This window comes from Nodularia chucula CCY0103 (assembly GCF_963923915.1).
Classification (GTDB): domain Bacteria; phylum Cyanobacteriota; class Cyanobacteriia; order Cyanobacteriales; family Nostocaceae; genus Nodularia; species Nodularia chucula.
The window spans coordinates 1-12,836 of the sequence record NZ_CAWUOL010000123.1; the positions used below are offsets into that span (position 1 = coordinate 1).

Annotated in this window: 17 protein-coding genes; 12 read left to right on the plus strand and 5 right to left on the minus strand. The window is 38.3% G+C overall.

From position 1 onward, the window contains the following. Positions 1 to 140 precede the first annotated feature (140 nt). The 5 genes from ACM0OP_RS22120 to ACM0OP_RS22140 all read right to left on the minus strand — a co-directional run bounded on the left by ACM0OP_RS22120 (position 141) and on the right by ACM0OP_RS22140 (position 3,360). Positions 141 to 470 carry a hypothetical protein gene (locus ACM0OP_RS22120; protein WP_414530571.1) on the minus strand — a complete coding sequence of 110 codons (330 nt, stop codon included), beginning with the start codon at positions 468 to 470 and terminating at the stop codon, positions 141 to 143. Between the two features lie 2 nt (positions 471 to 472). Next, a complete protein-coding gene (locus tag ACM0OP_RS22125; RefSeq protein ID WP_414530572.1) occupies positions 473 to 646 on the minus strand; it encodes a hypothetical protein in 174 nt (57 codons plus the stop codon). Positions 647 to 721: 75 nt separating this feature from the next. Next, positions 722 to 1,828, minus strand: a complete 1,107-nt coding sequence (locus ACM0OP_RS22130) for a sensor histidine kinase (protein WP_414530573.1) — start codon at positions 1,826 to 1,828, stop codon at positions 722 to 724. Positions 1,829 to 1,843: 15 nt separating this feature from the next. Beyond that, on the minus strand, positions 1,844 to 2,545 hold the full coding sequence (locus ACM0OP_RS22135) for a response regulator (protein ID WP_414530574.1): 702 nt from the start codon (positions 2,543 to 2,545) through the stop codon (positions 1,844 to 1,846). A gap of 104 nt (positions 2,546 to 2,649) precedes the next feature. Beyond that, complete coding sequence (locus ACM0OP_RS22140) at positions 2,650 to 3,360, minus strand: LabA-like NYN domain-containing protein (RefSeq protein WP_414530575.1); 711 nt, start codon at positions 3,358 to 3,360, stop codon at positions 2,650 to 2,652. A gap of 854 nt (positions 3,361 to 4,214) precedes the next feature. Between ACM0OP_RS22140 and ACM0OP_RS22145 the strand changes: the two genes are divergently transcribed. The 12 genes from ACM0OP_RS22145 (at position 4,215) to ACM0OP_RS22200 (ending at position 12,788) form a co-directional block, all read left to right on the plus strand. Next, positions 4,215 to 4,463, plus strand: a complete 249-nt coding sequence (locus ACM0OP_RS22145; protein WP_414530576.1) for a hypothetical protein — start codon at positions 4,215 to 4,217, stop codon at positions 4,461 to 4,463. A gap of 45 nt (positions 4,464 to 4,508) precedes the next feature. Then, a complete protein-coding gene (locus ACM0OP_RS22150; RefSeq protein ID WP_414530577.1) occupies positions 4,509 to 4,946 on the plus strand; it encodes a nitrogen fixation protein in 438 nt (145 codons plus the stop codon). Positions 4,947 to 4,978: 32 nt separating this feature from the next. Then, positions 4,979 to 5,326, plus strand: a complete 348-nt coding sequence (locus tag ACM0OP_RS22155) for a Nif11-like leader peptide family natural product precursor (protein WP_414530578.1) — start codon at positions 4,979 to 4,981, stop codon at positions 5,324 to 5,326. 294 nt (positions 5,327 to 5,620) lie between these two features. Then, on the plus strand, positions 5,621 to 6,880 hold the full coding sequence (locus tag ACM0OP_RS22160) for a nif11-class peptide radical SAM maturase 3 (protein WP_414530579.1): 1,260 nt from the start codon (positions 5,621 to 5,623) through the stop codon (positions 6,878 to 6,880). 31 nt (positions 6,881 to 6,911) lie between these two features. Beyond that, the gene (locus ACM0OP_RS22165; RefSeq protein ID WP_414530580.1) at positions 6,912 to 7,097 is read left to right on the plus strand and encodes a hypothetical protein; all 186 of its coding nucleotides are present in this window, start codon (positions 6,912 to 6,914) and stop codon (positions 7,095 to 7,097) included. Between the two features lie 198 nt (positions 7,098 to 7,295). Then, positions 7,296 to 8,453 carry a phosphotransferase gene (locus tag ACM0OP_RS22170; protein WP_414530587.1) on the plus strand — a complete coding sequence of 386 codons (1,158 nt, stop codon included), beginning with the start codon at positions 7,296 to 7,298 and terminating at the stop codon, positions 8,451 to 8,453. Positions 8,454 to 8,478: 25 nt separating this feature from the next. Next, on the plus strand, positions 8,479 to 9,606 hold the full coding sequence (locus tag ACM0OP_RS22175) for a T3SS effector HopA1 family protein (protein WP_414530581.1): 1,128 nt from the start codon (positions 8,479 to 8,481) through the stop codon (positions 9,604 to 9,606). Positions 9,607 to 10,047: 441 nt separating this feature from the next. Then, a complete protein-coding gene (locus ACM0OP_RS22180; protein WP_414530582.1) occupies positions 10,048 to 10,272 on the plus strand; it encodes a hypothetical protein in 225 nt (74 codons plus the stop codon). A 41-nt stretch (positions 10,273 to 10,313) separates the two neighbouring features. Next, positions 10,314 to 10,532, plus strand: a complete 219-nt coding sequence (locus ACM0OP_RS22185; protein ID WP_414530583.1) for a hypothetical protein — start codon at positions 10,314 to 10,316, stop codon at positions 10,530 to 10,532. A gap of 202 nt (positions 10,533 to 10,734) precedes the next feature. After that, positions 10,735 to 11,001 (plus strand): hypothetical protein, encoded by a 267-nt coding sequence (locus ACM0OP_RS22190; RefSeq protein ID WP_414530584.1) that lies wholly within the window; start codon positions 10,735 to 10,737, stop codon positions 10,999 to 11,001. Between the two features lie 10 nt (positions 11,002 to 11,011). Further along, the gene (locus ACM0OP_RS22195; protein WP_414530585.1) at positions 11,012 to 12,028 is read left to right on the plus strand and encodes an aldo-keto reductase family protein; all 1,017 of its coding nucleotides are present in this window, start codon (positions 11,012 to 11,014) and stop codon (positions 12,026 to 12,028) included. A gap of 28 nt (positions 12,029 to 12,056) precedes the next feature. Then, positions 12,057 to 12,788: a peptidylprolyl isomerase gene (locus tag ACM0OP_RS22200; protein ID WP_414530586.1), complete on the plus strand. Its 732-nt coding sequence runs from the start codon at positions 12,057 to 12,059 to the stop codon at positions 12,786 to 12,788. Positions 12,789 to 12,836 lie beyond the last annotated feature (48 nt).

Genomic DNA, 12,836 nt, shown 5'->3' on the forward strand with positions numbered 1-12,836 from the left:
AAAACTACTATACCTGAATATGTAAAGTTTTGTAACGAGATTCAACATTTCTGTTGACTAGCATTTATAACGAATATTTGGGATACATATAAAACATAGTTGTGGTCAGGTAAGACTTAAATGGTATTTATAGCGATCAATTAAGCGGGGAATGAGCAGAACAACCCATTGTAGCAAAAACCACGTGCATACAAATAAGTTAAATAGTAGGAAAGACCAAAGGCAAACATGGCAAAAACTACTGGAAATATAGTGCTAGACTCTAATTTTCTTTGATTTAATATTTGCCATAAAGACATAATTATAGTTACAGGCCAGAAGATAGTTGTGATGATAAACATCAGGAAAGATAAGAATTTTTCTTCGGGAGTAGAAGTAGGATAACGCAAGGAAAACTTCACCCAATTTGTGAAGAAATAGCAACTCATCAGTAAATAAGTAATCAGTACAGTTAATTGCAGTTGATTCATTTTCAATACTCCTGACTATTCATGCAGTTATTATAAGTTAGTCCGGGGAATGACTGTGAGGAAATAAATAGGCGATCGCCGCCACTCCAGATATAGTCAATACACTTACCATAAATGTAGCTAAAAGTATAGTAGACATTGGCAAAATGGCAAATAGGAACTAGAGAAAAATTCATACCCATAGTTGTCAACCTACCAATTTGATGTGAAGCAAATGCAACCAGCTTGTGACAATATTTTGTCTTCCCCATTTAAGCCAAAGGGAGGCAAAAACGAAAGGTACTACCAACTCCCAATTCACTGTCTACATAAATCCGACCGTTTTGTAATTCCACTAACCGCCGGGTAATAGTTAAACCAATACCAGTACCACCAGAATAGCGATCGCGTGATTGGTCAGCCCGCCAAAAACGTTCAAAAACATGGGGTAAATCCTCCGGTGAAATCCCCACACCAGTATCAATCACAGCAATCCACAGTTGAGAAACTGTCACGGAAACCCGAATAGTAATTGCACCATTCACAGTATGACGGATCGCATTACCCAACAAATTAACTAACACCTGTTCTGTACGGTCAATATCCGCCAATACAAGGGGTAACTGTTCAGGACATTCCCAGCCTAAAATCGGTCCATCTTCTAGCAATTGGTCGCTAAACTTTGCCACTAGAGACTCTAACAAAGGGCGCAAATTTACAGATTGGATATTAATAGGCAAATAACCCGCTTCAGCCTTAGAAAGTTCTTGTAAATCATTCACCAATCGTTCTAAACGCTTTGTTTCCTGAGCCAAACGCCGATAAATCTCTGGAGATGGTTCAATTTCTCCATCCGCCAATTCCTCCAAATAACCCCGCACAACCGTTAAAGGTGTCCGTAACTCATGGGTCATATCCCCAATCAATTCTCGCCGCCGTGCTTCCACCCCTTCTAAACTAGCCGCCATTTGATTAAAACTAGTCCCCAGGCGATGTAATTCCGGAATATCAGATAAAGGTAATCGGGCTTCTAATTGACCAGAGGCAAACTTTTGAGTGATTTGTTCCATCTCAGTCAACCGCAGCATAATACGTTTTGATACCCAATAACTCAATCCTCCCGCCGCCGTACTACCCACAATCACAGACCAAATCGTGCTACGCCGCCAAGCCGTTTCAAATCCTTGCACCAATTCAGTGCGAATATTAATTAATCTCATTCCCCGACTTTCTAGCCTTTCCAAATACAGGAAAAAAAAGCGGGGAGAAGAAATACCACTGATGATTACAAGACTCACTAATCCCACAATCATCACAACTAAATGAGATAAAAACAGACGCGATGCCAAAGGCAAAGACCTTGCCCAACGCCAGCCCATAAAATTTACCTCAGACTATAGGGTATCTTCAAACTTATAACCTACCCCAACCACAGTTTTAATAAAAGTAGGACTAGCCGGATCTGGTTCCACCTTTTTCCGCAATCGCGCCACATGAGTATCTACAACCCGTTCATCACCAAAAAAATCATTTCCCCAAAGTTTCTCAATTAGCTGAGTCCGGTTCCAAACTCGCCCCGGATTACTCACAAAAGTGTTTAATAAATTAAATTCTAAAGTAGTTAAATCCAAGATTTCAGGTTGAGAATTTATCAGCCGAGTCGCAGTGTGTTGGTCTAAATCTATCACAAAATGTTTAGTCCGATTTACCTGATGCTGTCCCCCTTGGCGGAGACTACGCCGCAATAAAGCCCTTACTCTAGCAACTAACTCTCTGGGGCTGAAGGGCTTAACCATGTAATCATCAGCACCAGTAGACAAGCCAATTACCCGATCAATTTCCTCACCCCTAGCCGTCAGCATCAAAATATAAGGATCTTTGGTTCCTGGTTTTTGACGAATCCTGGCACAAACTTCTAGTCCATCCAACCCCGGAATCATTAAATCCAGAATAATTAAATCTGGTGCTTGTTCCTGAAACATCTGTAAAGCATTGATCCCATCCCGGCTAACCCGACAGGAAAACCCCTCTTTATGTAAAGAATGTTGGATTAACTGCGAAATTTCTAGCTCATCCTCAACAATTAAAATATCCATCTCAGCTTGGATTAAAAAAATACGCAGAGTAATTCCCTAACTTGCCATTCTACTCTATTAGCTGAGAAATCCGGGCTAGATAATCATCAATTGGATATGCAGATTTACAACTTGGAATTAGAGAGTACACGATAGCTATAACCAAGATGGGAATCTTTCTGAATATATTGTTTAATCCTGTCGAGATCAATAAATTCATCAGCAACATCAATTAAACTATCACTGGTAATTGCCCGCAAACTCACAACTTCTACACGAGAACCTGTAGCAGTAACAGCATTCACAGCATAGGATAAATCTCCATCGCCACTGACCAAAATTGCTGTATCATAATAAGGAGCTAAGGTAATCATATCTACAGCAATTTCTACATTCAAATTGTGTTTTTTGGTGTGGTCTGCTAGTTGAACTTCTTTGGTAACTACACGATAGCCATTACGACGCATCCAAAACAGAAAACCTTGCTGTTTTTCATTTGGACGGGGACGTGGTGCATTTGGTCTGGAGGTATCAATAGCCGTGTAGAAGAAAGCCCGCAACAACCGAGAACCCCCAGTTAAATGACATAGCAATTTGAGATAGTCGATTTCAATACCGAGTTGTAAAGCTGTATGAAATAGACTCACCCCATCAATAAAAATCGCTATTCGACCCCGGTTTTGATCTTTTATCGAGTAACTATCAGATACAGGATCGCGGTTTTGGATATTGGGATTTTTTGTACCATTTTTTATCAAGTTTTTTGTTGGTAAATGAGGTTCTTCCTCTGGACGTTTATAGACATTTTCTGCTTTGGTAAAATTAGTGGTACTCATTGACTCCTCTGGATTTTAAATCTGGCAACGCTTTGGGCTAAATTGTCAATAGGTCGTTGTTCACGGCGTAAATATAGAACCCAGTTAGAAAAGCTCAAAATGGCCTAGTCAAAGCCTCTTGATTTCTGCTATGGGCTAATAGCCGCGAATACAGTCAAATTGTCGTAATTGTAGAGATTCCCAAATATAGCGCCCCAAGGAGTTGATAAACTCTTGTATAGGCAGGTTTTACGCAATCTTTCCTTGGCCTCAAGGTATGCTGTTCACTACCTAATTCTCATGCTGATCAGTTGATAGCAGATGCTAGAATTGAGGGTGAACCTTTGGCAGTTAGTTTTATTGTACATCTCTATTCAAAAATCCTTCATTAAGGCAATCTTTGTATATTGTTCTAGTAATATTTACCACTGTTTTTTGGCGGAAAGTTATCAAAACCAAATATTGTTTATTGTTTAATATTTTATTGGGTAGAGGAGAATATTTTTACAGTAAAGTATGTAACAGACTTGATTGACTCTAGTTTTGAGGGGATTCGGCGTTAGTTATTAGTGGAAATAAATCTTAACAAAGTAACTTGTTCGGGACATAAATATTTTAGTTTTTACATCAGAAAATGTATTTAAGCAATGGATATAGATAGGGTAAATCATCCAACTGGTGAAAGTTGAATCTGCCCACAAAATTTGTCCTCTGTTTTTAATTGTATTTAGTGACATAAATGATTTATTTATATCTCCCATAAAGTTCTAGTTAACTAGATAAGTCATTTTACCTTACTCTATACTCTAAAAAGTTCTACCATCACTACATTTATTAGTGGTGAAATTGAAATCTAAATAAAGAGGAAATTTAAAATGGCAAAGAATCAAAATGAGCGTCAGAGTCAATTTGAAATTAATGATTTAATTGGTGATGCGGTAAATAATGCAGTAGAAAGAAGAAATCAAGCATTAGATGCTGATTCAGCTTTGTCAGGCTTGTCTGAAGAAGAAGCTGCAAATATTTCCGGCGGTCAGGTAAAAAAATTGGCGATCGCAGGTTATCGCCCCATTTTTCCTCCAATTACACTGGGCATTATTTACATCCCACCAACAATTCAATAATTTGAGCCTTAAGTAAAAACAGTTTCTTTGCTAGAGGCTTGATTAATGGAAAATTTGCCTACGGAAAATACCACACTCTGTCCCAGTGCTAGGCCAGAATCTCTAAATAGTGTTGTCTTTGGAGTTATCGGTGGAACTGTAGCAGAACCTCGTGTAGCTTATCTCAAGCAGCCACAGCCTGTCACAAGTGAACTATTAGCCAAAGCTAGTCCCATTACACCTGCCGAAATTTTTCGTACAGCCTCAGCTTGCGCGACTAAAGACTGTCAACATTTTGATGGACAAGATTGTCGGCTTGCAATGCAAATTGTAGAAAAATTGCCTGCGGTAGCTGAAGAACTTCCTCCCTGTTCTATACGCAGAGATTGTCGTTGGTGGCAACAAGAAGGTAAAGCAGCTTGTAGGCGTTGCCCGCAAGTGATTACAGATAACTACAATGCTTCTGAGCTAGTAATGAATGTCGCAAATCCTAGTGTTAGATAAGCCAATTTGCAACTATATTTTAGGAGGAAATAATGTCTCTCGAACACGTTAAAGGTTTCTACGAACAGCTAGCCAATGATGAAACTTTTCGCACGCAAATACAAGGTGTGGAAAGTAAGGATGAATGTAGTCAAGTAGTTCAAGATGCTGGCTACGATTTTACACCAGAAGAGTTTGAAGAATATACTATTCAATTATTGGAATCCACTGCTAATAAAGGTGAACTCCAAGATTTGAGTGAAAAAGAACTAGAAGCTGTTTTTGGTGGCTTCCTCGGCAAGCCTGTAATCCGTCCACTATATGGGGTGATTACGTGGCCACCTATGCCTTTGGACCCTAAACCGCAGCCATTGTATGGAGTCGTAAACCCAGAATTTTAGGAAATTAGAGTATTCTCATATCTTGCACCAGCCGACTAGAAGTCGCAGCTACACAGGCGAAACCCACCTACGTGGGTTAAAACCTTGATTTTCTGTTAGTCCGCCTACGCGGACTACCCTTCCCGAAGGCTTCCCCTATGTTTGTATAGCTGTGTTCGCCCTTGGCGTTGCGTTAGCTTGCCGGAGGCATCAGCATTCCAATCGCCAGGGTTAGGTGCAAGATGTGAGTATTGGGGACGGATGAAAAGAAACCCGTCCCTATCTCCATAAATTAATTGAGTAGAGGTGATTCTTATGGACTATCGCCGAGTTAGTTATGCGGTTTGGGAAATTACATTAAAATGCAATCTTGCTTGTCAACACTGCGGTTCTCGTGCTGGTAAAACTAGGGTAGACGAACTGACTACAGCAGAAGCCTTGGATATGGTCAAACAAATGGCAGATGTTGGCATCACTGAAGTCACTATTATTGGTGGTGAAGCGTTTCTCCGTCCAGATTGGTTAGAAATTGCCCAAGCCATTACCCAAGCGGGAATGCTCTGTGGTATGACTACTGGGGGTTATGGAATTACTTTAGACACAGCCCACCGGATGAAAGCAGCTGGTATTGGTGTAGTTTCTGTCTCTGTAGATGGCTTGGAAGCAACTCACGATCGCATCCGTGGTAAACAAGGTGCTTGGCAATGGGCTTTCAAAACCATGAGTCATCTGAAGCAAGCAGGTATTCCTTTTGGTTGTAATACTCAAATTAATCGCCTTTCTGCACCAGAATTCCCCAGTATATATGAACATCTCCGGGATGCAGGTATTTTCGCTTGGCAGATTCAGTTAACTGTACCGATGGGGAATGCGGCGGATAATAATGAGATTTTGCTACAACCTTACGAATTATTAGATGTCTATCCGATGATTGCTCGTGTTGCTAGACGTGCGAAGCAAGAAGGAGTAAGACTGCAAGCAGGGAATAATATCGGTTACTACGGCCCCTATGAGCGATTGTTAAGGGGTGGGGATGCTTGGACTTTTTGGCAGGGATGCAGTGCTGGACTATCTACTTTGGGAATTGAGGCAGATGGTGCTATTAAAGGTTGTCCTTCATTGCCAACTTCAGCTTACACGGGTGGTAATATCCGCGATCGCTCTTTGCGAAGCATCATCGAAGAAACGGAAGAACTCCGGTTTAATTTAGGTGCTGGTACTCCCCAAGGTACAGATCATCTCTGGGGTTTCTGCAAAACTTGCGAGTTTGCCGAATTGTGTCGAGGTGGTTGCAGTTGGACTGCACACGTCTTTTTTGACAAGCGCGGGAATAATCCTTACTGTCATCATCGCGCCTTGACTCACGAAAAAAATGGCATGAGAGAACGAGTATTTCTCCAACGTCGAGCCGATGGCAATCCCTTTGATAATGGGGAGTTTGCTTTGATTGAAGAACCGATTCATGCCCCTTGGCCAGATAACGATCCACTACATTTTACAGGCGATCGCGTTCACTGGTCAGAAAGTTGGCAGGAAGAACTAGATTTAGTACCATACTCAGTTGCTGCTAATTGAAAGCCAGTTCACTAATTTGATTGTTCTGAATATGTCCACAAAAGAAATGAACAGTAATTTAGATTCATCCTCTAATCAAGCTCAAGCCGAGTTAAATTCCCAGGAACCTCTGTTACCTCGTTCAGCTTGGAATAGCCAATTAGCTTATTTACGACTTGTATTTAGAGCTAAAAAAGCTTTAGACAAAATAGAGGATGAGGCGATTTTTGGGAAATAACCTTTTTGCTAAATATATTGATCAAGTTTTCTAATCGCTCTTTATAAAACTTGTAAATCTAGTTTGTTTAACTCAGGATTTACGAAAAAACTCTCTCAAACCCTTATTTCTCTGTGTTCTCTGCGTCTCCGTGGCTTGTTATTCTGTAATTTGTGCCTAAGTCCTATCACTATTCAATTTATTGTACATGGGAAAAATATGATATTTATATTAAACTCACACAATGTTTTTGATTATTTAGTTACACATAGGCTATGTAATCAGTCCGATCCACATCCGAGTAAGATAGAAGTACTTACAGCCAAAAACTTTAATTTATTAGTCAGTTTTCTTGATGGTCGCAAGTTTTTAGTTAAACAAGAGCGGCATCAAGAAGGTAAGACAGTTGGTGAGTTTTTGATTGAGTGGAGAATTCAAGATTTCTTACAAAGTTTCCCCAGCCTTGATAATTACCAAGTATTTCTACCAGAATTATTACATTTTGATGCAGAAAACTCCATTATTATCTTCAACTATTTAGATGATTACCGAGATTTAATGGATTTCTATAGTAAAGAGAATCAGTTTCCTACAGAAATAGCTGCGGCTGTTGGTAATATCCTTGGAACTATTCATCGTGATACCTTCAATACCAAAAAATATGAATCATTCTTTTCTAAGAATTCAGATAATTTAATGGCTGATCAAGTATCCCATTTAATTCAAGGATTAGAACGGGTTGAACCCGAAATTTTTGGATTAGTTCCCAGTGACGGGCTAAAATTTTTCGCTCTCTATCAGCGATATGATAGCTTAGGGCAAGCTATAGCTGAATTGGGTAAAGCTTTAACGCCTTCTTGCCTCACCCATAATGATTTGAAACTAAATAATATTCTGGTGCAGAAAGACTGGCAAGATTCTAGTAAAAATCTGATCCGATTAATTGATTGGGAACGTTCTGGTTGGGGAGATCCAGCTTTTGATTTGGGAACACTTATTAGTAGCTATGTGCAAGTTTGGCTTGGTAGTATGGTTATTAGTAATTCTTTAAGTATTGAAGAATCCCTAAAATTAGCGATGACACCTTTAGAATTGCTTCATCCTTCTATTGGCAAATTAACTCAGGCTTATTTAAATACTTTTCCCGAAATTTTAGAATACCGCCCTGATTTCTTAAAGAGAGTGGTACAATTTACGGGTTTTTCCCTAATTCAACAGATTCGGGCGATGATTCAATATCAAAAATCCTTTGGAAATATGGGAATTGCGATGCTTCAAGTTGCTAAAACCTTGTTATCACGTCCTGAACAATCAATGCTAACAATTTTTGGTATGCCTGCATCTGAATTAACTAACTTTAAATCTTCTGTTGTTTGATTCATTCTATTACTATCCAATTATTATGACATTATTAAATTCTCATCAGAGTCAGTTAACGTCTACTCTCAGTGGCAGATTATTCGATGTACTGCAAGATATGGTGCAAAAAATTGATATCAAATCTAATTTCACAATTATTCATCCAGATTATAAACCTTTAGAATTACCCATTGAGGTAGTTGAACGATTTAAAAAAATGCCAGCCGAGATGCAGCAAAAATATCTGAGTTTGCAACTACAGAGTTTTCTATATGGAATCTATTACAATGGTTCTATGCGGAGTGCTCTGGCACTAGAGGGTGAAAAAAATAGTTTGCCGCTAGATTTAGAAAACAATACTTTCCTGGGCATAGATTTGGAATTTTATGAGCGATTACATCAAAGTAATTGTGGAGAAGGTAACTTTGATCCTGGTTGGTTGATTCTCAGAGAGGAAACTGATGATACGTTATTAGTAACGAAGGGAGGTTTGAGGCTGCATATTTATCGCAATAAGCATCTTCAATCTACTGATAAAGATGCTATGGAGGGTAATTTAGTAGCAATTAAGTTACCTAAAAATCGAGTACAAAATGGCTTTTATGTAGCAACCAGTAATCAAGGTTTAAGTTATTTTGAAGATACCAATAATAAATCGGTGACCGTACGAATCTATTTTAATTTAACTCTTGAGGGTGCTGTGTGCGTAATGAAAAGTTTGACACAGAGGCTGAATGAGTTAAAAATTTATTTTACTTTTAAAGTATTATATAATCCACATGACTACGGACGGTATGACTCAGGTGTTTTGTACTTTGAAAAAACAGATTATCAAATAGTTAGAGAAGTTTTACAAGTTGTTTATCAAGAAAATAAATTAAATATGCAGCCAGAAATTCCTTTGTTCACAATGCAGCTTGCGCCAGGATTAGGTTTGGCTGAGGAACCAGACCAGAAGTTTGCTGAACAGGAAAGCTTTGGTATGAATCGCTGTCAAATTTTGTCCAATGGTTTACTAGCGTCTTGGAATCAAGGAGATGAATCTTCAGAGACGAAGATGCAGGCAATTCTACAACAATTTACGTGGTTAGGAATAGATTTAGAACATCCCTATCTAAATGCCAATTCAGAAAATATTTATACTCCATTGGAATTAGCCAGTGAAATATAATACAATGCAAGCTTTTTATTTAGACAATAGGAAGTAATTTATTTGTTTTACACCAATTTAATATAAAGATGCATAAATAGAATTTAACCAGAAATCCAGTTTCCCTCCTGGCTTGCACCGGAGGGGTTAGGGATGGGGTCGAAATAATATGCAGCCTCACAAATAATTGGTATTAGCTCAAAACATATTAATCTAAAAAATCTCCAAGAGGCGCTAATTACGTCTCATTTTCCTATTTAAATAAGATTTTCCTGTTTATGCAAATATGCTGCAAATGAATAAATTCTAATGGATTAAAAGGGACAAAAATATTTTATTTTACGCCCATAAAAATATTTTCAAGTATTGCCTTAATTAACTATTTAGATTTAAATTAGTAATTGAAAGATATGAGTAAATCATATCTCATTCTTCAACCAAAACATCTGTAGGAGTAGAATCATGGCTGTTATTAGCATTTCAAACCTTTCCCCTGTTGGCTCTGAATTGTTCATGGATTCTGAAAGTTTTATGAATGAAATGAGCAATGAAGAATTGACTGGTACACAGGGTGGACTATCACCCATCGTTATTTACACTGTAGCTGTTAATAGCTGGTGGTTTGTTGGTGGTGCTGCGTTAGGTGGTGCTGGTGCTGTTGGTGCTAGCATAGCTGCTAGTAAATAAAGCAATTATTTCCTCATAAATTACAAAGGTAAGGTTTTCTAATGGCTACAATTCAACTACGTGACTTAAGCTTTGCAGGTTATGATCTGTTATCAGATGATGAAACTTTTTTGAATGAGTTAAGTGATAGCGAACAAGACCTGACAAAAGGTGGTATTACTCCATTATTTGCCGTGGCTGCTAGTGCAGCTGCTAGTGCAGCAATTACCAGTGCCTCCGTCGGTATCTACAAAGGTGGTCACGCACTGGGATGGTGGTAATTTTAGCCAAATTCTCTTTCATCTATTTCGTTTACTTTTGATAGAGAAGTTTGTATAGCGCTAAAAGATTAGGCAAATATTACTAATTTTACAGTATAAATTTGCTAAAGTTTTTTAGGTTTAAATAGTGGTTCAAAATAAATATTGAGCCACTATTCTCTATCAGATTTAATATAGTAATTGTAGTTTTGGAACAACTTTCATGACTGTGCTATTAATAATCGGACTTTCTAGCCTGATGATGGGAATTATATCTCTCTTTTCCTATGCTGATTATTTGGGAGCAGGTGTTTGGGGATCTGTAGGTTTGAGTTTAATTTTAATGACAAATGTTGGTATTGATAGATTTTTGTTGTTTACTGGTCATGGGTTGCTATCAATTAAGGTTATCTTCCTATGGGTTACGCTGTTAATTTTTATTACATTATTTACTTATAAAATATTGAAAGATACGGGAATAATTACATAATTTTTAGGCTATGAAAATACACGATCTTGTACAACCGTTACCCGTTAATGTTAATCCGGTAGGTTCTAGACTGACTAAATCTACAGAATTGAGTTTGCCATTTTACCGTCAACTTGGGAGAACTAATCTAACAGTAAGTTGTTTAGGCTTAGGAGGTGGACTAGGAATTTCTAGTGAAGATACCCTTTATGCTTTTGACCAAGGGATTAACTACTTTTTTTACTCTAGTGATTTACATCACTATATTTATAGTTCAATGTCTGGCGCATTACGCCAGTTATGTGGACGAGGTTCCTCTGTACGAGAGAAAGTAGTATTAGCCGCTGTAACCTATATTAAAAGTCCAGAGATGGCAATAGCTGCTCTGCTAGATCAGTTTGTGGAACTACAAATTGACTATATAGATGTTTTATTTTGGGGGTGGATTGGTTCTAATGATGGACAAGCTTTACAAGATTGTTTGCAGCTTTCCCCTGACCTGAGAGGAGCGAATAGTGTTTATCAACGAACCATTGAAAGAATGTTTGGCACTTCAGAGCGGCTCAAAAAAATGGGTGCGGTGCGCTATATTGGTGCTTCTTTTCATGATGTCAATCTTGCAAGCTCTTGGTTAAATAGCCCACTTTTAGATGTAGTTATGGTCAGACACAATGTAGCTCATCGCTCTGCTCAAGAGTCTGTATTTAATCAGCTAGATTCTCAAGATTCCCAACGACCGGGTATTGTCACTTTTAAGTCTACAGGCTCTCATTCCGGATTTCTCTTAGAGACACCCTTTAATTTACCAGAGCGTTGTTGGCGGCCTTCAGTACCTGATTTATATCGCTATTCATTAAGCCAAAACAGTGTTGATGTCTGCTTAACCGGGTTACGATGCCGTGAAGAGATAGATGCTGCGATCGCTGGTGTCCAAAGAGGTAATCTGACTACAGATGAACTACATTACCTAAATTTATACGGTGATTTACATCGCAATAAACTTCAATTACAAGATATATTGCCTGAACAATTAATTTACTGTAGTTAGTTAAAACCATTATCTTACAATGTTTACTATGCAAAAACAATCAGAAAAATTGACAGATATAAAAATTTGTAAAGCAACAAATGAAGAAATTATTGCCTATCTAAGTTATTCTCATAAGCTGGCAGAAATTGCTACTTTAGCTGAACAAGATGCAATGATTTTGAGCGTTTGTGAACAGTTAGAGATTACAGCTACTGATGAAGAATTGCAAGAAGCAGGAGATGCGTTCCGAAAGGAAAATAAGTTGATAGGAGTATCTGAAACCCTTGATTGGATAAAACAACAGCGAATTACTGTAGAAGATTGGTCACAAGGAATTAAAGTGTCACTGCTAACACAGAAGCTAAAAGAATATCTGTTCGGTGAATCTGTAGATATTCATTACATCGGCAGACGTGATGACTACAAGCGTGTAGCTCTGTCTCAGATTCTAGTTCGTGACTTGACAGAAGCTATGAAAATTGCCCAAATGCTGAAAGAAGAGCGCTTTTCCTTCTGTGCTTTAGCAATACAATATTCCAAAGGTCAACAGTCAAAGGAAAATGGTGGGTTTGTTGGTATTCGTTTTTTGACAGAACTCATACCAGAGATTGCTCAAGCGATCGCTGATAGTAAAGAAGGGGACATTATTGGTCCTATTCAAACAAAATTAGGTTACCATGTTCTCCGAGTTGAAAAGTACTTCCCTACTGAACTCAGTGAAGTTAGAGAACAAGTATTAAAATCACTTTTCCAAAGTTGGTTACAGGTAGGTAAGTAGGTGGGCGTGAAATAACCAAAATGTGTAACAATAAGTAAATACAGTAAA